Source organism: Pseudomonadota bacterium, from assembly GCA_011049115.1.
In the GTDB taxonomy this organism is placed as follows: domain Bacteria; phylum Desulfobacterota; class Anaeroferrophillalia; order Anaeroferrophillales; family Tharpellaceae; genus DSCM01.
Genome location: DSCM01000080.1, coordinates 25435 through 48158 on the forward strand (window position 1 = coordinate 25435; position 22724 = coordinate 48158).

Sequence of the window (22724 nt, forward strand, 5' to 3'; positions counted from 1 at the left end):
GATTAAAGACGCCGTTTTCTGTTAATAATACCGCTCAAGGCAGACCAAGCCCGCGGCAGCAATTTTACCTTTGCCGCAGTTTTTTCGCCTGCAAGCTTCGCCTGAAGGCTTAACTGATCATTGAGCTGTTTTAAGTCGACGATCTCGCGTTCCAGTTGGGCCGAACGTCTGGCCTCACGCGGATCGGTCTTGGCCGCCAGCATGGCATAACCGATCGGACAAAAAAAGTTTTCCAGATCATGGGGATGTTGCGTTTCCGCCAGCCACCATTCCAGTCCCACGCGGGCGCAAAGGCGAGTCCAGGCATCAACCTCGGGATTAATCCGGCCCAGCAGATGGGGCCGGCGGGCGACAACCCGATAAGCTTCTCCGCGAATGTCCCGATACTGCCGATGGAAACGCTCCCAGGGATGCTCGGCGTAGGGCGCGTTGCTGGCGACCCCGCCGTGAAACTGATGAAAGCTGCCTTCACCGAGCAGGACAATATAATCAAGTTCCTCCGCCAGCAACGCCCGGCGAAAAAAATCAAGAATGGCCAGGCCGCCGCCGGCCTCCGTGAAACGGGAATCAAAACCGCCGAGCCTCTCGTAGCTGGTTTTTTTCATCATGAAACAATTGGATTCGGCCAGGGGGCCGAACCAGCCGGCGCAGTCATAGGCAAGCTCACCAGCGAGTTCAAACAGAAGATAACCATTCTCGCGCCAGGCAACCCGGTTCAGCAGCGCATCCTCGGCGACCTGATCATAGCCATGACTGACGGAACGATTCTGATTTTCCCGACCCAGATGAAAACCGACAACCGTCACGAAAGGCTCGGTCCAGGCCCGGGCCGCCCGCAGGGCGTTGGCGATAACTCCGGGGCTCAGCATATGGGCCCCGTCGATCATGACCATCACCAGTTCGCTGAAACTTTCCGCCACCGCCTGGTTGAGGGCCTGAACCGGTGATACCGCCTTCGTCTCATGAAAGCGATAAACAAAATTTTTTCCGAAACCGGCGACAAAATCAGCCCCCAAAGGCCGGCTTGAGCCATGATCGATAACCACCACCCGATAATCTTCAGCGGCCACCTCCCGCTGATAATCGGGAGACAGGGTCCACAGGGTCCGGGCCGCCTCGCGAGGCATGTTGAAAAACACGACAACAACCGTAAGCAGTGGGGTTTCACTCATCTTGCAGCCGCGGCAGGAGCTTGCGAATCAGGCTCCAATCATTGGCGATCAGAGAAAAATACGTCTCTTTGTCACCAATGGCTTCGTAATCAAGCCCTGCGTATCGCTCGACCAGGAGGGGGAAATTTCTCGACAGAAAATCAGATTCAGACTGCAAGCCGCCAATCAGACAAAGACCGGTGGGATAAGTGGGAATGGTAACCAGGCTTAAATCAGGACGCTCTCGTTTCAGACAGGGAACAATCTTCCAGACATCGCCGCTCCAAAACTGGGTTGTGCGCTGCCGGGAAGCCGTCCGGCGGTCAAGCGGCAGACAGTCATGAATCGCGATCAGAGATGAGGGACCGGCATATCTTTCCAGGTTGACAATATCCTGCAAAACCTGCTCAAAGATGTGCAGACCATCAATAAAAGCCAAATCAAAGGTCCCCCCCAGCAAGCTTTGAACATCATTTTCAACAAAGAAAACATCACTGGTCATTTCCCAGAGGGAGACGTTTTCGGGCAAGGGAAAATCGACCTGAGGCCTGGGGTCGATACCGAAAACCCGAGTCTCGGGCCCGGCCAGTTTCAGGGTGTGACCGAACTCAACTCCAATCTCAATATAGTTTTTCGGTTGTAAAAAGGCATGTAGGCAGGCCAGGATTTCGCGGTAACCTGGTCCCGGCAGACGCGACCGGGCCCAAGCGAGATGGGCCTCGACACAATCCTTTTCGGCCGGCACCGCCTGCTGAAAAAGGGCCTCGGCCTGGTCTTTTGCACCGGCGGCCAGGCAGGCGACCGCTCTTTGCCAGAGCTCCGCTTTCCGAGTCATTCCCGCCACCCGGCGGCTCCTTTGCGAAAAATAGCCAGCGCCTTGTTTTTTTCGAGAATTATGCGGCACTCCGAGATCGACAACTCCGGAATCCGGGCAATGATATCGTTGATCAGCTCGACCATACCCTGATAATGCGGTCGGTCCCGCCAGTAGCCCGCAGCCCAGTCTTCAATGATATAATAGCCACCGGTCGCCACCTCGGGAAAAAGGACGCGAAAACAATGTTCGGTTTCCCGACGGGCATGGCTGCCGTCATCGATCACAATATCAAAAGGCCCGAACTGCCGCGCCACCCTCTCCAGAGCCGGGCCGTCATTCTGATCGCACTGAATCACCTTAACCCGCTGCGAGAACGATGAGGTCTGGGGTAAATTCAGATCAAGCCCGACGATCGAGGTCTCCGGATGTTGAAAATAGTCATCCCAATAATGCAGGGAACCACCTTCGAGAACCCCGATTTCAAGCAGACTGAGTTGACGATACTGCAAAGGGCTGAAGAGGGTTTTATAGTTCTCCAGCAAACCATTGGCTATTTTATCGGTATTGTAGTCCATTTTCTAATCAGCAATTTTTTTCAGGTAACCACAGGGATTGTAAGTCAGCAGATAGCGTTCACAATCGCGATCGATGATAAAACGCTTATCTTCGGAAAGAAAATCTCGGACGGCGGGTAAAGGTCCGGGCCCTCCCAGGGTTGAACCGAGCCGGGAGTCTTCGGAAAAAAGATCGACCACTCCGTCTTCGACAATAAAATACGAATCCCTGGAAACCAAATCGGCATAGATTCTGAGATCCGCCAGCACCATCTCATAACTGTGATCGGCGTCATGAACAAGCATGACCGTCTGACCGGCGGCGGCTTGTCGCAAGCGGGCGATTACCATCGGATCCTGCGTTGAGCCGGTCAGGGTCGAAATTCTGTGATGCTCGGCCATGAATGAGGAATGATCGAGATCCACCGAAATCACCCGACCATGGCCGAGCTGGTCCAGAAGATGGGCCAGATAAAGGGTGCTGCCACCCTTGAAGGAGCCCATTTCAATAATCAAATCCGGCCGCAGGGAGACAATCAATTCCTGGTAAATCCAGAGATCAAGCACGTTTTTCAGGATCGGAACCCCCATCCAGCTGACCTTGTCGAAAACCACCTTCCTCTGATGATACTCAAGCCATCCGGCCAGATTCGTGCGGTTTAACCAGCTGTATTCCACATCGACAACTTCTGTTTCCTGTAAATTTCTGTTCATACTTTACCATTACTAATAAGACTGATTCCGGCATCCAGCAGTCTAACGCCCATAGTGGCTTGCTCAACCTCAACCAGACCGAATTGATATTTACACAAACGCAGAACATCAACGATTATAACATCATGAATCCAGTGATGCATGACATGCATCTCCTGATCACCCTCGGCGATGGCAATTGAGATGGCATAACTATCCGAAGAGATCGAGGGCCAGATAAATTCAAAGTTCACGAGATAACTTTCGTTGGGTCGAAGCGGCGGCAATTCAGTATTAAGACTGATATTATTGAAACCGAAAATCTCAATGCCGAGCTTGTTTTTCACGAGAAAACCGACTATCGGCTTTTTGATTTCGCTTTTTGACTCCAGCCAGACATGGAAAGTGACGTTTTCCCCGCCGTACACCGCTTCAACCTTCCCGCGCTCCTGAGAGAACAGAGCCACCTGGCTGATGGTGACCTCCCCCGTGCCGAAAGATGTGGCTCCCACCTCGGTTTTATCGAACGCGACCGCCGCGCCCCCACCCCCAGCCTGGTCGCCCGCGACAACCACCGGAATGGGGGTTTCCAAAGCCACCGGCTCCGCCGGCCCGCCTTCGTAAAAGGCTTGAGTATATTTGTCAACGATTTTCTTCGGCCCCCCGATTTCCACCAGCCGGCCGTCATGCAGCCAAACCACCTGATCGCATAAGGTAAGAACCGCGTTCATATCGTGAGTTACCAGCAGCATCGTACTGCGGTCTTTGAATGACTTGATTTTTTTCATGCATTTATGCTGAAAACGGGCATCGCCGACGGCCAGGGCCTCATCAATCACCAGAATATCGGGAGAGACATGAACGGCCACCGCAAAAGCCAGCCGCATCAACATGCCGCTGGAATAATTTTTCACAGGTTGATCGATGAATTCGCCGATTTCCGCAAACGCCTCGATCTCGGGAAAAAGCTCTTCCATTTCCGCGCGGCCGACCTCGGCCAAAGCACCGGAAAAAAACACATTCTGCCGACCGGTATATTCCGGATTAAAACCTGAGCCCAGTTCCAGTAAGGCCGCAATCCTGCCATTAACCGTACAAGTACCGCGACTGGGCTGAATGACACCGCAAACGATCTTAAGCAGGGTTGACTTACCACTGCCGTTAAGACCGATGACCCCCCAGGTCTGCCCTTGGGGAACCATCAGATCAACGCCTTTCAAGGCCTGGAAATCATCATAATATCTTCGTTTGCGCGGGTCGAAAGCCTCTTTAAAACGAGCCAGCGGCGATTGATAAAGACGATAACTCTTTTCAATGCCCTGCATGGAGATGGCATAATCAGGCAACATCAGCTATTTTTCCCTGACATTTCCGCTTTGGCGGCCAGAGGAAACAGAACCCCCCAATGATAATAACACAGCTCCCGTAAACGCCGCCGTCGGTTTTTCCGTCCTTGCCTGGCGATAACCACGCTATCCTGCCAGCTGTTACTGTCGTCCCCCCAGTCGCTTCGGGGTTCACCGGTATAAACATCGAGCATTTCCAGGCCCGCGTATTGCACCAGGGCCCGCATACCATCCTTGTAAAAACGCCAGCAATCAACCGGAAAACGATGCTCCGGGCCGCCGGATGGAGCAATCAGACAACACAGACCGGCGGGCTTCAGAACCCGGCTTAACTCAAGGATCGTGAGCCAGAAAAATTCAATATGCTCAAAGGCCTGCCCTGAAACGAAAACATCCACCGAATCGCTGGTAAGCTCACGCCAGCGATAGGGGTTGGCCAGAACCAAATCGACATTCGGCCCCGGACTGACATCGATGCCCAGATAACGCCAGGGCTTGTGGTCGAAAAGTACGCGATAGGAACCGTTGACATCATAACTGCCCAGATCGGCGACCAACAATTGCCGCCCTTGCTCTTGAGCCAGAAATTGATCACGAAAACGGGTCATGTACAAGAATGAACTTTGGTGCATCGGTTTATAATACATCCGCAAAATGCGGTCGCAGGCGACGAAAAACCAAGGCCCCGACCAAAAGAAAAACGCCGGCCACAGCCCAGAAATAAAGCCCCCAGCGCCAATTATGCCAGAAGGGCACACCGTAAATAATCGAGTTCCGGTAACCCTGGACAATGTAGTAAATAGGATTTAATTTAAGCAGGCTCTGTACGGCGGAAGGCATGATATTGATATCCCAGAAGATGGGCGTCCCCCAAAAACCGATCTGCAGACAAAGCTGCACCAGCTGTCCGGTATCTCGAAAAAAAACATTGATCGAAGCCGTCAGCCAGCTCAAGCCCAGCACCAGAATAACCATGGCGACATAATAATAGACTATCTGCAGGATCCAGAAAGTCACGGAAATCTTATACCCCCAGAGTAAAACCAGCAACAGAAGCAGAAAAACGGCATGACTGACCAGGGCCGCCCCGATTGTCGCCACCGGCAGAATCGAGGTTGGGAAACGCACCTTTTTGACCAGATGCGGATTCGCCGCCACAATTCCGGTGGCCCGGCCCCAGATTTCCGAGAAATTGAACCAGGCCGCCATGCCGGCCGTCAACCAGATGACAAAAGGAATATCGTTCAACGGACGGGCTTTCAGGCCGTAACCGAAAACAAACCAGAAAATCAGAATCAAAGCCAGAGGGTTGATAATTGTCCAGACAAAACCCAGCCGGGAACCAATATACTGAGCCGCCACTTCCCGTTTGACCAACTCCCAAATCAGATAGCGACGCTGCCATATAAGCAGAAAAAAATCAAGGACAAGCCGCAAATCAGGCCCTCACCAATGGCTCCGGGGTTGTCGTCTGGCGCAGAATCTGCAGGGGCGCCAGACGCCCCCGGCAGCGCGCCGACGCTGTGGTTCCAGAATGCACCTCGGCCAGAACTTCCCCGCATTCATTTCGCAATTCCAGTACCATAACTGAAAAAATATCCATCTTCGGGGCCAGCACCTCGAAACTTTCGCCACAACGCAGGCGGTCCTTGATACTCAATCGTACCCAAGAAGAATCCGCCGCCGCATCGTAATCAATCAGCTCGATCACCAAGGCGCAAAAGCGATAGCTACGCAGATAGGCTGAATCGGATAGGTACTGCAGCGTCAGCAAACGGTTTCGGTCTGCGTCAATAAAACCCTCACTATAGCGTCGATGACTGACTCTGGTCAATTCATTTTTCCACACCTCAAGCTGATCCGCCGGAAAAGACCGGCCCGGAAAAGCTTTGAGATAATCAAGGGCCTGTCTGTATACCCGAGTAACCGCCGCAACATAATAAGCACTTTTCATGCGTCCCTCGATTTTCAGGGAATGCACCCCGGCGGCCTGTAACTCGGGCAGCCGGGCAATCAGGCAAAGATCACGGGCATTAAAAAGATATGTGCCCCGCTGATCTTCTTCCAGAGGCATCAGCTCACCGGGACGCTTTTCTTCCTGGATAAAATATTTCCAGCGACAGGGCTGAGCGCAATCGCCCCGATTGGCATGGCGCCCGGTCAGGACACTGCTCAGCAGACAGCGCCCTGAATAGGCCATGCACATGGCCCCGTGAACAAAAACCTCACACTCGAGACCGTGGACCTCGGCCACCACGGCGGCGATCTCGTCCAGGGAGAGTTCACGGGCCAGGTTAACCCGACTGACTCCGTTTTTCCGCCAGAAAGCGGCGCTCAGATAATTAACCGTATTAGCCTGGGTGGAAAGATGCAGGGGGACCCCGGGAAGTTTTTCCCGACATAAAAAAAGAACCCCCGGATCACCGACAATCAAGGCGTCCGGGGGACAAGAACGCAGGCCATCGAGATAAACAGCCAGATTTTTAAAATCGGAATTAGACGGAAGAAAATTGACGGTCAGATAGGCCTTGACTCCGCGGACGTGACAGAAACCTATCGCGTCCGCGGTTTCGGCCAAAGAAAAGCCTCCGGCTCGCCGCCGCAGGCTGAAAAAAGGACTGCCGAAATAAACCGCATCGGCTCCATAGGCAACCGCGACCTCCAGCTTTTCCCGATTACCGGCCGGAACCAGCAGCTCAATTTTCGCCATGCTCCCGATTACCGGTTCCATGACGTTTCAGGTTTTCGGCAATATGCAGAATATTGCGCTCGACGATTTCACGGACCTTGACTGAATCACGTTTTTCAAAGGCTTTGATCAAGCTGGCATGGGTCTTGGAACAGGCCACAAAAATATCGGGTTGGTCGTTAAAAATTTTCTCCAGACGGCGAATATGAAACCCCATATGCTGAATCAGGGAAAAAAGTTTACGATTAACGGTACGCGCCAAAAAAATCTGGTGGAAATCATCATGAATGCGAAGGTAATGGGTAAAATCTCCGCATTCAATCGCGGCCATCTCCTCTTCATTCAGCTTTTTGAGCTTATTGAGATCCCGCTCCGTCAACGCCCCGACCACCCCGGACGCCGCAAAACCCTCAAGACAGGCCTTGATCTGAAAATATTCATAAAGATCTTCCAGGGAAAACTCGCTGACGATGGTGCCCCGCCGTGGAATGATGGAGACAAAACCTTCGCTTTCCAGCATGCGGATGGCCTCCCGGATCGGCGTCCGGCTGATATGTAATTCGTCCGCCAGTTTGGCTTCAGAAATTTTTTCCCCCGGTTTCAGTTTCCCAACAATAATCGCCTCCCGCACAAAATTGGCAATTTTATCGGGTAAAGGCTGATGCTCCGCGATACTGCTTTCCAATGTATTAATTTTCATCACTCACCTCAACGACTCACCCTTCGACAACTTACCCGTTAACAACATATTTAAACATCTGAAAAAAATTCAAGCGGTTATTTAGGCTTGCTGTAGCCGGCGGCAAACTCTTTCAGCAGCACTTCAAGCCCCAGCTGCGCATTGATCTTCATACAGGCCTCGGCCTGGACTCCGTCACGCTCTCGTATGGCCTTGACGATGGCCTCATGTTCACGCATGATATCCTCGACATGAACCAGGGAGGCCACGTAAAAACGAAAACGCAGAAACTGCCGGACCAGGCCACCGACCACCTGCTGAATCCGGCGATTGCCGCATGATTCCAGAATTAACTCATGAAAAGCATTATGGGCCTTGGTCATTCCGGAAACATCCTGGCGTTCGGCGCAATCCCTGATCTCGGCATTGAACTGCTCTAGGCGACTGATATCCTTATCTGACATGCGCTCAACCGCACGCCGGGCGGCATAACCTTCCAGAATGCCCTTGATCTCGTAAAAATCCCTGATGTCCTTCTCTTCAATATCGGAAACGATCGCCCCCTTGCGGGGAATGATCGTTAAAAAGCCTTCCGATTCAAGTTGCCTGAAAGCTTCACGAATCGGAGTTCGACTGATGCCGAAACGCTCGGCCACCTCAAGTTCGGTTATGCGCTCGCCCGGCCTGATTTTTTGCCGGATGATCGCCTCCCGCAAAACCTCAACGATTTTCTCGCGCAGGGTTTTATGCCCCGAAATTACGGACGAGATACTTTTCATACAAAACCGAAAAAAACTATGGATAAAATCTCAGAAATATGGGATATCTGCGAAAGATAGGCTGTTTATATCAATCGTCTTTAAAAAATCCGGACCCTAAGTATATAGTATACAATAAAAAGTCAAGAAATTTATGCCCTACCGAGTAACCTTGCTCTTCGGCAAAGCGTCGGAGGAACAATCCGATCAAGGTGCGGCGGTGAACCATTATCGACCACATGGCATCAGTCGGGTTGAAACCGGTCAGATTCTGGCCCGGCTTGAGCCCCTGCCGGGATCTTCGGAAACCTCAGACATGCCCACCGGGGTTGATTTTTTTTCGATAAAAGACCAAACCGTTATCGAAAATCCGACAATTGAACTCCGTGAAGATGGACCGCTGACTTACGTCGTCAGCCGAGGCACCGGCTTTGCGGCTCTGAGCGGCGAAAAGATCGTGGTTTCTCCCTTCCTGACCATCCCCGGCGATATTAATTTTCACACCGGCAACCTGATCTGCCCCGGAGATCTGGTGATTGAGGGCTCCATCATGAGCGGCTTTAAGGTCACGGCTGAAAATCTGACCGTTTACGGCAGCATTGAAAACGCGACCGTCAAGGCCCGGGGCAACCTGATCTGCCGGGGCGGAATCGTCGGCTGCCAAGATCAACCGTTACTCTGTGGCGCCAACCTCTGGTGTAAATATCTTGAAAACTCCACGATTGAAGTAAAAAACAATATTTTTATCGCCCGCTCAAGTCTGCACAGCAACATGAAAGCCGGAGGCGATATCGTTCTTTGTCAGAACTCGGCGATCCTGGTCGGGGGCCAATGTGAAGCCGGCAGATCCATTTATTGCGGCGTTTCCGGAGCCAAATGGGAAACCCCGACAGAACTCATCCTGGGTCGGGAACCTTTTCTTGCAAAAAGAGCTCACCTTATCCAACATAAACTGCACAAACTGGAAAAGGAACTGCAAGAGCTAAATCAACGTATCGAGCAAATCAACCTGTTTATGCAGCTTGATGCCCCCGCGGCCGATGAGCAGCCCCGGCAACTGCAAGAGGAAAGAGAACTACTTGAAAACAAAAGGAAATTCATCGAAAACAAACAACGAACCATAACTTTTCAGCTTCAGGATCTGCAAAGGAAAATCAAGGCTTACGAACAGCTTCATGATAACAGCGCGCTTACGGTAACCAATCAGGTTTTCAGAGGCGTCAATCTTACCATTAAGGAATGCCGGTACCATGTCGAAGCTGAAACCAAGGCGGCAACCTATCGGGAAAAAAGAGGTATAATCGTAAACTCCGCCCTTAACGGCACAGATTAACCCCTTAAAATTCAGGTTGCCTGAAATAGACGACCTGTAAATGAAATGATTAAATCATGGATATAGCTACCATTCTGGGTATACTTTCTGGTTTTGGGTTGGTCCTCGGCGCGATTATGATGGGCAGCGGACTGAGAACCTTTATCGACATTCCTTCCGTGTTGATTGTTCTCGGCGGCTCTATCGCCGCCCTACTTATCGCTTTCCCCCTGAATACGGTTATCGGTTCCATCAAGATTGCCTTGAAAGCTTTTTTCAGTCCCAAGCAATCACCAGAGGCGGTTATTGAGCGGGTGGTTGAACTTGCCATCAAGGCCCGCAAAGAAAGCATTATCGCCCTGGAAAAAGAAGAAATCGATGATCCTTTTCTGGCCAAGGGGGTGCGCCTGGTGGTCGATGGTACAGCCCCCAGTCTGGTCAGCTCGATTCTACGCACCGAAATCGGTTTCATGAAACAACGCCATTTTTCCGGCCAAGCGGTCTTTAAATTTCTGGGGGCCATGGGTCCGGCCTACGGCATGATCGGCACCTTGATCGGGCTGGTGCAGATGCTGCAGAGTCTGGATGATCCCAGTTCAATCGGACCGGCAATGGCAGTTGCTTTGCTGACAACCTTCTACGGCGCCTTGCTGGCCAATATCATTGCTTTGCCGATTGCGGAAAAACTGGCCGGCAAATCCGGAGATGAAGTATTGATGATGGAAGTCACCATTCAGGGGGTCATGGCGATTCTTGAGGGCGACAATCCGATCGTGGTGCGCAGTAAACTTGAGGCTTTTCTGTCCCCGAGCCAGCGCCAACCGCTTGACAATTAAAAAACGTAACCTTCGAGTACCCAACTAAAACGCTGGTTACTTTCACATCGATGACCGGAAAAGATCGTTATGACAGATGACCCCCAAGACACTCAGCAGCCCCCCGAAACCTGCGACTGCCCCCCTGGCGAGGCTGGAGCGCCGGCCTGGATGGCAACCTTCGCCGATCTGGCAACCCTGCTGATGACCTTCTTTGTCCTGCTCCTCTCTTTTGCCAACCTGGATATTGTTAAATTCAGAATGATGACGGGATCGGTCAAGAACGCCTTCGGGACACAAATCGAAAGGGCGGGAAATTACGATGAACGTTCCGAACTGCCGGTAACCATTCAGCTTTCCGATGAAGAGAATCGCACCATCGACATGATGCAAATGGGGGAACAATTCAGAAAAACCATTGAAGAACATGAACTTGAGGATAAAACGGAAATCAAGGTCAATGATGACGGCGTCACCCTGACGGTGGATGGCACCTTCATGTTTGACGGCGGTTCAGCTGAGCTGAAACCTGAAGTGGTTAAATTTCTCGGGGAAATCGCCAAAATCATCGAGGAACACGATTATCCTCTCGCCATTGAAGGTCACTCTGACAATATCCCGATTAAATCCAATATTTATCCTTCCAACTGGGAACTTTCTTCTTCCCGGGCAACGGCGGTACTCCGCCATCTGATTGAGAGACACCGCGTGCCGGCAAAAAGATTGATGGCCGTGGGCTATGCGGACACGCGCCCTCTGGTGGCCAATACCAGTCCGGAAAATCGAGCTAAAAATCGTCGGGTTGAGTTTCATTTCAAAAAGAATTCCGCCGAATAAATTTGGCTGAAGTCCTAATACGGGAATAATCCCGCAACCCAAATGATTTTCACGGCCCGTACCTAAAGGTATTTCCTTTGGTCACAAATAAGTACTCTGATCAGGCCCAGCAGAGCTGGATAAGTTTCTTCATTTGGACATCCCCTTCGGGGATAACCCGTGAAGCACTTAACATTTTCTTGTTTTGCTGGCTGAAAAAAGGTTGAAAAAAACAAGAAAATAACCTGTGAGGTACTGATATCGCTCTTGAAAATCGCAAAAAACCGAACGGAGCCGTCGCAGCTCCGATGCGAGACGCCCGCAACCCGGAAGATGCGGCGTCCATTAAAGTCAGCCGCCGTGACGAAGGTTACAGGGGAACGAAAACTCAGCGATAGGCCTGCAAGGCCTTAATCAGCCGGAGATTCTCCATTTCACCCTTGACGGCAAAACGCATGTATTCGCGCCCTAGACCAAAATAATCCGCGCATGAGCGCACCAGAATTTTTTCCCGGCTAAAAAGAAATCTTTTCAAATCATCAATATCAATAGCCCGAGCCAGACGGGCCAGTAGGTAATTAACCCGGGAGGGAAAGATTTCTAACCAGTCCAGCGCGGACAAGGCCGCAGTCAGATAGTTTCTCTGCTGTTCGATCAGAGCAATCGTCTCGGCCATGAAATTTTTGTCGTTTTTCAGAGCCGTGGTTGCGGCGGCCATCGCTATCGAATTCAAACTCCAAGGTTCAAGCAGGCCGCCAATTTCACGCGCCAGTTTCTCCCCGGCCAGCAGATAACCACAACGCAATCCGGCCAAGGCATAAATTTTGGTCAAAGAGCGCAAAACCAGCAGATTATCAAATTCCTTAACCCGTTCTGCAAAGGAACAATCAGCGCCGACAAAATCAATAAAAGCCTCATCAATCACGCAGATGGTTCCAGCCTTTGCAAACCCCGAAATTATCTTTTCAAGTTCTTCCGGGGTTCTGAGACTTCCGGTGGGATTATTGGGGTTACAGATAAAAATCAGCTCCGCCTTATACTCCAGGCTTTTTTTCAGAAGTTTGTCCAACGTATGAGGCTCTCCCTCGGACCAGCTGAGCAGATTAAAAACCCGGCCGCGCGCCAGAGCAAAAGCTCTTTCATACTCAGTAAAGGTCGGCGCCCAAAGCAGAACTTTTTTCGGCCTGAGGGCGCGAGCCAGTAAATAAATCAAAGCCGTGGAACCATTTCCGACAATAACATCAGCTGCCGGCAAGCGGTGCCGCTGCGCTATGGCTTGGCGCAGGCTTTCGGCCCCGATCTCGGGATAGTTGGCAAGTCCGTCAAGCGCTTTCAACATACTTTCTCGAACCCCCGGCGGCAAACCCAGAGGATTGATATTGGCGGAAAAATCAATTATTTCTTCAGGCTGCAGTCCGGCCTCAGCCGCCAAACGAAAAACCTCGCCGCCGTGAACCGGCATAATCATATTCTTTTTCTTTAAGGACTTGATTTTTTATAACTCCATTTTAGCCAGGAATTCTTTCAATATAAATCAGCCTGAATCGCGACTCTTCGGCGTCGTTGATTCCTGCTTGTATCACGACAAGAGCATCCGGAAAAGCAGAGGACATGACCTGATTTCCGGATCAGCTGAAAGTTGCCCTAGATTACCCGATCGTTTTCTCTATCAAACCCCAAAAAACAGTATCGCGGCAAAAAGAGCTGAACTCAGGTACAGAATGGCGATGGCTCTTCTGACATGCAATAAAGATACAACTTCCCGATCGTCGCCAATAAAAGGTTTGACTACCAGCTGACCGTGATAAAAATTATCTCCGCCAAGGCGCAAACCCAGAACCCCGGCCATGGCGGCTTCCGGATAAGCGCTGTTGGGACTGGCATGGGCTCCATGATCGCGAATTAGAATTCGCCAGCCGGCTCGCCAGTCCAGTCCCTGTATAAAAGCGGCCAGCAAGATCAGCATCGCGCTGATGCGAGCCGGAATAAAGTTAGCGACATCATCAAGCCGAGCCGCAAACCGGCCAAAATATAGATAGCGTCTATTTTTATACCCTACCATGGAATCCAGGGTATTTATAGCCTTATAGATCCATACTAAAGGAATACCGCCTATAAAAAAATAAAACAGCGGGGCAATCACTCCGTCGCTTAAGTTTTCAGCCACGGTTTCGATCACGGCCCGCTGAATATCCTCCTCCGATAGTTGTCGGGTTTGCCGTCCGACAATGCGGGCCAATGCCATTCTTGCTTCTGAAATCCCCTGATCCTGTAAAGCTTTGATTACCTTAACGGCTTCAGCCGCTAAGCCGCCACAAGCCAGACCGGCATACAGCAGATAGCATGACACGGTTACATAGACAGGAAACCCACCTAGCCGGCTGATATAGATCAACCCCCAGACCACGGCGAAGGTTAGAGCCAACACTATCCCCGTCAGCAGAAAGCCGGCCCAAAGTTCTTTCTGGTGGTTTTCTTTTGTCGGATATAAAATTTTTTCCAGCCAGGAAATTAAATGACCAATGCCGATCACCGGATGAAAACGAGCAAAAATTTTGTCGGCGAAGATAAAATCCGCCCAGATTGCAACTATTAAAACCAATTTCATCTCAGTTGTTCCTGAAATCCCAGCTACGCCATTGACGCCAAACGATATTGTGAGGCTGCATCTTCTACAGCAAAACTTTACAGTTGTCAAAAGTCCTGCTTTCAGTTATAAATACGGGCTGGTGAAGATCGTGCTGAAAAGTAAAAATCACGGATTTATATATGGTTATCCAGACATCTCCCGCCCTCTTGCCGGCATTGTAAGTTTATAGTCACGATTTCTTAAACCATCCCCTTACGGCAAAAGACTAAAGGGCGGTAGCGCAGAATGCGTCTCAAATTCTGTCCGCCAATGTCGTCGTTGAAACTTGATACAAAACTTAATCAATCTTCCAATTCGAAGGAAATTAACCTATGGATAACAATGAGTTCTGGAGAGAGGTGCTTGGGCGTATCCAGAACGAAGTCAGCGATCGTGATTTCATTTCATTTTTCAAGGATATCGAACTTAAGGAAAAATCCGACACTCATATCTTGATAGAATTTCCAAGTTCATTCGCCAAAGAATGGATTAATGATAATCACAGTGATATCTTCTCTCGCGTAGCTTCTGCGCTCAATGGCTCAAAACTATCAGTTAAAAACAGCATCAGTAACAAAAAAAAACCTTTCGTCAAAAAGAATAACGTTGTAGCTCCGATAAGACCCTCCTTGCCGGACTGTCTTAAACCGGAGTTTACTTTTGAAAATTTTGTCGTTGGCCCTCCGAATCAATTCTCACATGCTGCCGCCCAGGCCGTCGCCAAACAGCCCGGTATAAGCTATAATCCATTGTTTATCTACAGTGTCCCGGGACTTGGCAAAACGCATCTGCTCAATGCGATCGGCAACTTTATCAAAAAAGAATCCCCCGACTACAACATCTGTTATATTACCTCTGAAGATTTTACCAACGAAATGGTTGACTGCCTGTTGGCCGGCAAACCTAAAATGGCGGATTTTCGCAATAAATATCGTCAGGTAGACGTTCTATTGATAGACGATATCCAGTTTATCGGCGGCAAGGAAAGTACTGAGGAGGAGTTTTTTCACACCTTCAACACACTTGAAAAAAATCAGAAACAGATAGTCATGACCAGTGATCGTCTGCCTAATGATATTCCTAAACTGGAAAGCCGCTTACGCTCCCGTTTTCAAATGGGCCTGATTGCCGATATTCAGCCTCCGGATAAGGAAACCCTGGTCGCTATCCTCATTACCAAGGCTAAACAGGAAAATATTCCTCTCAAAAAAGATGTAGCTTTCTTTCTCGCCGAACATCTTTCCAATCTTGATATTCGGCGAATAATCGGTACTCTAAATCGAATTGCCCTGCATGCTTCCTTCAAGGAACTGGAAATCATCGACATCGCTTTTGCCAAAAAAACCCTTGAGGAACTAAATATATTATCACTCAATGAAATTAATGTGAGTATCGAAGAAATTATTAAAAGGGTTGCCGATCACTTTAAGATAAGCAGCAAGGATCTTCTCTCAAAAAAGAAAACCAAAAATATCGTCTTTCCTAGACAAATTGCCATGTCCCTGGCAAGAACCATCACCCAGGAATCATTTCCTGAAATAGGTAACAAATTCGGTGGAAAAGACCATGCAACCGTGATGCATGCCTGTAAAAAAATCGAAAAAGAAATTACTCTTGACCGCAAAACAGCTACTCTTATTGAAGGCCTGAAGGAAAAAATTCTTTCCCCTTAACAAAGATGTTAACAAGATGTAAGTCACTGTAAAAATCATGTTGATAAACCGTAAAGTAACCTCCAGTAGTCAACAGCTTAAAATTTATCAACTTAGAGACCTGAACTGTCAACATAAAATTCAACATCTGTAATGATATAATTTTCTTTAAAAGAACGAGTACTTATCTGTTTTTTTCACAGCTTAACAGGTTCTATTACTATTACTAAAGATTTAAATTCTATTTATAAATAATAGATTTAGAGAGAACAAATGGAAATCATCGCCGACCGAATTCAATTAAGTAGCTGCCTTCAGAAGATTCAATACATTCTGGAAAAATCATCTTCACTTAATAATTCAGAAAATATTCTTTTAAGAACCCATGAAAGTCAGCTTCAGGTGATCGCCTTTGATCAAAATTGCAGCGGCATGGGTACCATTCCAGCGGAAATAATTCAGCATGGAAGTCTTTCGCTGAATGGAAGAAAAATTTATGACCTCGTCAAAAGCTTAAATGATGATCAGGTTAAAATCTTAAAAAACAGTGACAACAGTCTGATTTCAATTGAAGACAGTCGCAGTTCGTTTAAAATAATCAGTGCCGACATCGATGAATTTCCTGAAATAAATTTCAATATCCCGCAAAATTGTATCTCGATTGAAAATGGGAACTTGGTGCAATTGATTGATCTGACGATCTTTTCAATTGCCAAAATTTCTGATCCCCGATACAACCTGCAGGGTGTCTTTCTTGAAATTGAGCCGAGCAACGGCCTCGCTAAAGCGGTTTTTTCTGAAGCTGATGATATAACTCCAGGTTCACATCAGTTTTCTCTGATTGCGACCGACGGTCATCGGGTGGCAGTAGCCCGTACCGATCAGATATCCGGTCGGATAAAGATGGGCGAAAGAAAAATTTTTTCCCGTAAAAGTCTGCAGGAGATAAAAAGTGTTTTCAATGCTAATGAAAATTTAAAACTTGGCTTCGACGATAACGAGGTAGTGATCTGGGGAAATGTTTTTGTCTTGATTTTACGCATGCTTCAGGGTGATTTTCCAGATTACCGCAAAATGATTCCTGAGCATTTCAGCAATAAGCTAGTTATAGACCGCGAACCTTTTCTTTTCACCCTTAAACAAATGAATTTATTAGCTCATGACCACTATAAAGGGGTGGTTTTGAATCTAAGCGATAACGGTCTGAAAATTTCCATAGATAACCCGGAAATGGGGCATGGTCATACGGATATTAAACTTGATTATCAGGGGGAACCCTTTGAAATAGGTTTTAATATCAGTTATCTGTTGGATTTTCTTCAAGCTGTCCCGGATGAAAAGATTGTTCTCGAAATAAACAATAAAAAACAGCCCTGTCTTATCAGAGGTTACGAGCACGATGAATTTATGTGTGGAATTATGCCGATAAGTTAAGATAGGTCTTATTATTATGAGGGTTTAAAGATTATGACAAATGAATATGGTGCTGATAAGATAAAGATACTGGAAGGACTGGAAGCGGTGCGGAAGCGTCCCTCCATGTACATTGGCAGCACCGATGTAGCCGGTTTACACCATTTGGTTTATGAACTGGTCGATAATAGCATTGATGAGGCTCTGGCGGGTTACTGTCAGAAAATTAAAGTAATAATCGGTCTGGGAGATTCGATAACCGTCGAGGATGACGGGCGCGGAATTCCAGTGGATATTCACCAGGAAACCGGATTGTCAGGGGCGGAGCTGGTGCTGACCAAATTACATGCGGGCGGTAAATTTGAAAATTCCGCTTATAAAGTTTCCGGGGGATTGCATGGGGTCGGTTTGTCGGTAGTCAACGCCCTAACCAGCCATCTGGAGGTGGAAATAAGACGGCAGGGATTGATTTACACACAAACCTACAGTCGGGGCGTGAGACTGACGGAATTAAGTGTGATCGGCAAAACTCAGACCACGGGTACGATTATTCGCTGTCAGCCGGACCCGGATATCTTTGAGAATACCACTTTCAATTTTGATACGATCAGCAGTCGCCTGCGGGAACTGGCCTTTCTCAATTCCGGAATAACAATTGTCGTTGAGGACGAACGGGAAGAGGGTCGCCGTAAGGAGTTTTATTACGAAGGTGGTATTGTTTCTTTTGTTGAATACCTTAATTCCAATAAATCTCCGATAAATCAGAAACCCATCTTTATCGCCGGAGAACGTAACAATATCTATATTGAAATAGCCCTGCAATACAACAGTGCTTACAAAGAACAGATTTTTACCTTTGCCAACAATATTAATACCCATGAAGGCGGCAGCCATCTAATCGGCTTCAAAGCCGCTTTAACCCGTACGGTCAATAATTATATCAATCAGCACAATCTTCTCAAAGGTAACAAGGTTGCTTTGACCGGAGAAGATATTCGTGAAGGAATGGTCGCGGTTATCAGTGTCAAGATACCTGATCCCCAGTTCGAAGGACAGACTAAAACCAAGTTGGGTAATAGTGAAGTAAAGGGCCTAGTAGAATCACTGGTTAATGAAAAGTTATCGATTTTCCTGGAAGAAAATCCGTCAATCGCGTTATCTATCGTGGCCAAAATAGTTGAAGCGGCCAAAGCCAGGGAGGCGGCTCGAAAAGCTCGGGATCTGACGCGGCGTAAAGGTTATCTCGAAGGATCGATGCTGCCTGGAAAACTGGCCGATTGTCAGGAAAAGGACCCATCTAAAGCGGAAATTTTTATTGTTGAGGGGGATTCCGCAGGCGGTTCAGCCAAGCAGGGACGGAATCGTAAGAATCAGGCGATTTTACCGCTAAAAGGTAAAATTCTCAATATTGAAAAGGCCCGTTTTGATAAAATGCTGGGAAGTGAGGAAATTAAAATTCTGATTACCGCGCTTGGCACCGGCATTGGTCAGGAAGATTTTAATCTTTCTAAATTACGTTATGGCAGAATTATAATCATGACCGACGCCGACATCGACGGATCCCATATCAGAACCCTGCTGCTGACCTTTTTTTACCGGCAGATGGGAGAACTGATCAAGAGAGGTCATCTTTATATCGCGCAGCCACCATTGTATAGGGTTACCCGGGGCAAATATCATGAATACCTGAGTACTGAGCGTGAATTGAATGAATTTATCATCAAACATAACAGTCATGAAATGGAAGTGATAGCGGAAAAAGAAAAAGTTTCCTTGAAGGGTGATCACCTGATTGAGATTATGTTACGTTTAATTTCCTATAAATACCACATTGATCGACTTCAGGGTAAAGGTTATCCGGCTTTATTACTGAAGAAAATAATTATGTCCGGTTTTGCGGAAAGATCTGATCTTTCTAATCAAGACAAGTGGCGGGAGCTGGCTTCGAGATTGACGGAAACTGTTTTCAAAGTTACCGCTTTACTTCCCGATGAAGTCAGCGATACCCAGCGGATGATTGTGGCGGATGAAAATAATATCTCGATGGCAATTGATTATAGTCTGATCAAAAGTGGAGACTATCAGGCTTTGTACAAATTAAGTCGAGCTCTCAAAGAATTAGAAAATCCTCCTTTTTCCCTGGTTATTAAGGATGGCAAGTTAGATATCTCCAGCAAGGAAGAACTTCTTGGTCGCGTTCTCGAAAAAGGGAAAACCAGCATCAATATTCAACGCTATAAAGGTTTGGGTGAAATGAATCCGGAGCAGCTCTGGGAGACCACGATGGATCCCTGTCGGCGAAAACTTCTTCAGGTCACGGTAGAAGATGACGTCGAGGCCGATGATATTTTTACGGTGCTGATGGGAGATAATATTATTTCAAGGCGTTCATTTATAGAAGAAAACGCTCTTCAGGTTGCTAATCTGGATGTCTGATGCAGGTTTTTATAGCGCTTTTACCGCTCAGCTATTGACAATAAATCAATTTAATGCTAGATGGCACCGCTCTTAAGTAAAGCAGCGTAAATCCTGGGAGATCGTCCAACGGCAGGACTACGGACTCTGACTCCGTCAATCCAGGTTCGAATCCTGGTCTCCCAGCCATTATGGTTATAGTTTTGTTGGCTTGGTTAGCGCCAGCCAACGTTTTCTCGTAAGTACTGACCTTTTACTATAAGGTCCCATCGTCTAGTGGCCTAGGATATCGCCCTCTCACGGCGAAGACACGGGTTCGAGTCCCGTTGGGACTACCATGCTTGGGGTTGGGGAAATAAAATTCTTATAATTAAATTGGTACAAGTGAAAGACTTATGAAAAGAACATTTCAGCCCAGTAATTTGAAAATGAAAAGAAAACATGGTTTTCGTGCCCGTAGCAGCAGCGCCGCCGGTCGTCTGATATTGAACAGACGGAGACAAAAAGGAAGAAAACGTCTCTCGGCCTGATCGACGGGTAGAATCAGCCGTGGTTTCACAGAATCTGCCCCCAAGTGAAAGATTGAAAAAAAGGCGAGAATATCTTGATCTGTTTAATCGGGGCAAGAAAGTCAATGCCAGGCATCTCATTCTTTTTACCGGAGCTAATGGCGGGCAACAAGCCAAATTAGGTATTACCGCTAGCCGAAGGGTAGGCGGCGCGGTAGTCAGAAACCGGGTCAAACGATTGATCAGAGAATATTATCGCCGGCATAAGAATGTTTTTGCAACGGGAATAAATTATTCGCTGGTTGTGAAGGAGAGTTTCGGTCGCTTATCAAGAGAAGAAGCCGAGGACCAACTGGCTCTTCTTCTCGAAAAAGGTAGTCGTCGTTTCGGCCAATGCTGAAAAAAATCTGCATATTAATAGTTAAACTATATCAGTTTTTCCTGGCTCCCTATTTCGGTCATTCCTGTCGTTTTTACCCCTCCTGTTCACAATACATGCTTGATGCTCTGGAAAAATATGGTTTACGGCGCGGGATTCTTAAAGGTCTCTGGCGGATCATGCGTTGCAGTCCTTTATCTCCGGGTGGCTATGATCCGGCTTAAAGGCGGTTTAAGCTTGATTTATCCATTGAATCTTGACGTTTCTGCCGGCTGGCAGCTCTCTGGCAAGACCATCTTATTCAGGAAAGAGGGATGAATAAGGTCTTATCTTCATCGGTCTGGAAATTATTCAGGCTCATTTTATTCTGACGATTACATCTTCCAAGTGGTCAGAGGCTTCGACAACCAGACCAGGCTTATTCGACTATTTTTAAAGTCAACAAAGGTTTTTAGTGATGGAAAAAAGAACAATTCTGGCAATCGCCCTCTCTGTGGCGGTTCTGCTTGGTTTTCAATATCTATTTCCAACGGTTTCCGAAATCCCTCAGCCAAAGACGGTTACGTCTCCTCATGCGACTTCGGTTGCAGGATCGGAAAAGAGTTCAGGAAATCCAGTGACGGAAAAGGCTGCAGAGAAAGATGATGACCCAACGACGGCAGCAACAACCTTGGCCGGTGCCGTGTTTTCAGAAGGCCGAATTCTGGTTGTTCAGAGTTCCCTCTACCGGGCTGAAATCAATACCGCAGGCGGACAGCTGAAAGCTTTTTATCTCAAGGAATACAGAGAAGATATCACGGCTGACAGTCCTGATCTTAATCTGGTGACGGTAAATGGCTCAAATCTTTACCCCCTTTCCGGTGCGGTTAATATCAAGGGGCAGTGGTACGAAGATCGACAGCGGCTGTTTGAGACTCCGGATGACGGCGATAGGATTACGGTTTCCGGATCCGGGTCTACTTTACGGTTGCAGGCCCCCCTGGTTAATGGCTGGACCTTGATTAAGAACTTTAATTTCATTCCGAATAGTTACTTGATCGAAATTGTGTATGAGATTGTCGATGAATCTGGAAACCGCGGATCAATAGATGGAGTCAGACTCTTCTGGTCGCATACCAATGCTGCGCAAGAGAAAAAAGAATATGTTTATAATGGGGTGCTCGGATATATTGAGGGCGAACTTTACAAGCCCTCGAAAAAGGAAAATAAAATCAGTCGCCAAGAACTCATGGGACCGGTCAGCTGGTTGGGTTATACGAGTAAATATTTTATCTGCGCGTTGCTGGTGCCTCAACCAGAGGCCGCCGCTCAGGCTACCGGCGTGATTGAAAGAGCTGATGTCCGTCAAGTTAATGCCGGACTGCAGGTTAATCAGACGGATCGAATTAAGGCCTATCTCGGGCCGAAGAAAGGTACTTTGCTGCAGGCGCAGGGCTTAAATCTAGAAGATTCGATTGAATACGGTTGGTTCGGAGTCATTGCCCGCCCATTGGTGGAACTGCTTCACTTTTTTAATAAGTATGTCCATAACTACGGGCTGGCGATTATTATTCTGACCATTCTGATCAAACTGGCTTTTTACCCTCTTTCCCAGAAGAGTTACAAGTCAATGGGAAAAATGAAAGAAGTTCAACCCAAGCTGGCGAAACTCAAGGAAAAGTTCAAGGATGATAAAGCTCGTCTCAATAAAGAGATGATGGATCTTTACCGTACCCATAAAGTCAATCCATTCAGTGGTTGCCTGCCGGTAGTAGTACAGATTCCTGTCTTTTTTGCCCTTTATCGCGCTTTAATGGTAGCAATAGAATTGCGACATGCTCCATTTCTGGGCTGGATAATGGATCTTTCTGCGAAGGATCCTTACTATGTCACCCCCTTGATTATGGGAGCGACAATGTTTTTACAGCAAAAAATGACCCCGACAACCGGAGATGCAATGCAGGCTCGAATGATGCTTTTTATGCCTGTCATTTTTACCTTCATGTTTCTTAATTTCCCCTCAGGCCTGGTTCTCTACTGGTTGGTCAATAACGTGCTGTCGATCGGACAGCAGTACATGGTGATGCGGCAGTCGGCGGCATCGTAAGGAAGAGGTGA

Annotated in this window: 22 protein-coding genes and 2 tRNA genes; 12 read left to right on the forward strand and 12 right to left on the reverse strand. The window is 48.1% G+C overall.

Annotation, left to right across the window (positions count from 1 at the left end; genetic code table 11):
- Window positions 1–2: 2 nt before the first annotated feature.
- The 10 genes from ENN66_06495 to ENN66_06540 all read right to left on the reverse strand — a co-directional run bounded on the left by ENN66_06495 (window position 3) and on the right by ENN66_06540 (window position 8708).
- Window positions 3–1172 carry a glycosyltransferase family 2 protein gene (locus ENN66_06495; GenBank protein HDS16251.1) on the reverse strand — a complete coding sequence of 390 codons (1170 nt, stop codon included), beginning with the start codon at window positions 1170–1172 and terminating at the stop codon, window positions 3–5.
- On the reverse strand, window positions 1165–1986 hold the full coding sequence (locus ENN66_06500) for a class I SAM-dependent methyltransferase (protein ID HDS16252.1): 822 nt from the start codon (window positions 1984–1986) through the stop codon (window positions 1165–1167). The genes ENN66_06495 and ENN66_06500 overlap by 8 nt, the downstream gene beginning before the upstream one ends.
- Entirely contained in the window at window positions 1983–2543 is a 561-nt protein-coding gene (locus ENN66_06505; protein HDS16253.1) for a class I SAM-dependent methyltransferase, read from the reverse strand. The genes ENN66_06500 and ENN66_06505 overlap by 4 nt, the downstream gene beginning before the upstream one ends.
- A gap of 3 nt (window positions 2544–2546) precedes the next feature.
- Window positions 2547–3236, reverse strand: coding sequence for a cephalosporin hydroxylase (locus tag ENN66_06510; GenBank protein ID HDS16254.1), 690 nt, complete (start codon window positions 3234–3236; stop codon window positions 2547–2549).
- The gene (locus ENN66_06515) at window positions 3233–4564 is read right to left on the reverse strand and encodes an ABC transporter ATP-binding protein (GenBank protein HDS16255.1); all 1332 of its coding nucleotides are present in this window, start codon (window positions 4562–4564) and stop codon (window positions 3233–3235) included. Before ENN66_06515 ends, ENN66_06510 begins: the two co-directional genes overlap by 4 nt.
- Complete coding sequence (locus ENN66_06520; protein HDS16256.1) at window positions 4564–5193, reverse strand: methyltransferase domain-containing protein; 630 nt, start codon at window positions 5191–5193, stop codon at window positions 4564–4566. The genes ENN66_06515 and ENN66_06520 overlap by 1 nt, the downstream gene beginning before the upstream one ends.
- Before the next feature lie 4 nt (window positions 5194–5197).
- Window positions 5198–5998 (reverse strand): ABC transporter permease, encoded by an 801-nt coding sequence (locus tag ENN66_06525; protein HDS16257.1) that lies wholly within the window; start codon window positions 5996–5998, stop codon window positions 5198–5200.
- 1 nt (window position 5999) lies between these two features.
- Window positions 6000–7292 (reverse strand): U32 family peptidase, encoded by a 1293-nt coding sequence (locus ENN66_06530; GenBank protein ID HDS16258.1) that lies wholly within the window; start codon window positions 7290–7292, stop codon window positions 6000–6002.
- Window positions 7258–7950, reverse strand: coding sequence for a GntR family transcriptional regulator (locus ENN66_06535; protein ID HDS16259.1), 693 nt, complete (start codon window positions 7948–7950; stop codon window positions 7258–7260). Before ENN66_06535 ends, ENN66_06530 begins: the two co-directional genes overlap by 35 nt.
- Before the next feature lie 77 nt (window positions 7951–8027).
- Entirely contained in the window at window positions 8028–8708 is a 681-nt protein-coding gene (locus ENN66_06540; protein HDS16260.1) for a GntR family transcriptional regulator, read from the reverse strand.
- A 133-nt stretch (window positions 8709–8841) separates the two neighbouring features.
- On the opposite strand from ENN66_06540, the gene ENN66_06545 reads away from it, so the two are divergent.
- From ENN66_06545 to ENN66_06555, 3 genes are all read left to right on the forward strand, one after another.
- Complete coding sequence (locus ENN66_06545) at window positions 8842–10020, forward strand: DUF342 domain-containing protein (GenBank protein HDS16261.1); 1179 nt, start codon at window positions 8842–8844, stop codon at window positions 10018–10020.
- A gap of 56 nt (window positions 10021–10076) precedes the next feature.
- The gene (locus tag ENN66_06550) at window positions 10077–10835 is read left to right on the forward strand and encodes a motility protein A (protein HDS16262.1); all 759 of its coding nucleotides are present in this window, start codon (window positions 10077–10079) and stop codon (window positions 10833–10835) included.
- A gap of 69 nt (window positions 10836–10904) precedes the next feature.
- Window positions 10905–11651: a flagellar motor protein MotB gene (locus tag ENN66_06555; GenBank protein HDS16263.1), complete on the forward strand. Its 747-nt coding sequence runs from the start codon at window positions 10905–10907 to the stop codon at window positions 11649–11651.
- Window positions 11652–12018: 367 nt separating this feature from the next.
- Here the strand turns inward: ENN66_06555 and ENN66_06560 are convergent, their stop codons facing one another.
- The gene (locus tag ENN66_06560) at window positions 12019–13098 is read right to left on the reverse strand and encodes a threonine-phosphate decarboxylase (protein HDS16264.1); all 1080 of its coding nucleotides are present in this window, start codon (window positions 13096–13098) and stop codon (window positions 12019–12021) included.
- Between the two features lie 201 nt (window positions 13099–13299).
- Window positions 13300–14238, reverse strand: a complete 939-nt coding sequence (gene cobD, locus ENN66_06565) for a cobalamin biosynthesis protein CobD (protein HDS16265.1) — start codon at window positions 14236–14238, stop codon at window positions 13300–13302.
- 353 nt (window positions 14239–14591) lie between these two features.
- Between cobD and dnaA the strand changes: the two genes are divergently transcribed.
- The 9 genes from dnaA (at window position 14592) to yidC (ending at window position 22713) form a co-directional block, all read left to right on the forward strand.
- Complete coding sequence (dnaA, locus tag ENN66_06570) at window positions 14592–15932, forward strand: chromosomal replication initiator protein DnaA (GenBank protein ID HDS16266.1); 1341 nt, start codon at window positions 14592–14594, stop codon at window positions 15930–15932.
- Window positions 15933–16184: 252 nt separating this feature from the next.
- A complete protein-coding gene (locus tag ENN66_06575) occupies window positions 16185–17345 on the forward strand; it encodes a DNA polymerase III subunit beta (GenBank protein HDS16267.1) in 1161 nt (386 codons plus the stop codon).
- Window positions 17346–17378: 33 nt separating this feature from the next.
- Entirely contained in the window at window positions 17379–19760 is a 2382-nt protein-coding gene (gene gyrB, locus ENN66_06580) for a DNA topoisomerase (ATP-hydrolyzing) subunit B (protein HDS16268.1), read from the forward strand.
- A 94-nt stretch (window positions 19761–19854) separates the two neighbouring features.
- Window positions 19855–19928: transfer RNA gene (locus tag ENN66_06585), tRNA-Gln, on the forward strand.
- Window positions 19929–20001: 73 nt separating this feature from the next.
- Window positions 20002–20077: transfer RNA gene (locus ENN66_06590), tRNA-Glu, on the forward strand.
- Window positions 20078–20134: 57 nt separating this feature from the next.
- Window positions 20135–20269 carry a 50S ribosomal protein L34 gene (locus tag ENN66_06595; GenBank protein ID HDS16269.1) on the forward strand — a complete coding sequence of 45 codons (135 nt, stop codon included), beginning with the start codon at window positions 20135–20137 and terminating at the stop codon, window positions 20267–20269.
- Between the two features lie 19 nt (window positions 20270–20288).
- Complete coding sequence (gene rnpA / locus ENN66_06600; GenBank protein ID HDS16270.1) at window positions 20289–20648, forward strand: ribonuclease P protein component; 360 nt, start codon at window positions 20289–20291, stop codon at window positions 20646–20648.
- Complete coding sequence (yidD, locus tag ENN66_06605) at window positions 20645–20851, forward strand: membrane protein insertion efficiency factor YidD (protein ID HDS16271.1); 207 nt, start codon at window positions 20645–20647, stop codon at window positions 20849–20851. The genes rnpA and yidD overlap by 4 nt, the downstream gene beginning before the upstream one ends.
- A 233-nt stretch (window positions 20852–21084) precedes the next feature.
- A complete protein-coding gene (gene yidC / locus ENN66_06610) occupies window positions 21085–22713 on the forward strand; it encodes a membrane protein insertase YidC (GenBank protein ID HDS16272.1) in 1629 nt (542 codons plus the stop codon).
- Window positions 22714–22724 lie beyond the last annotated feature (11 nt).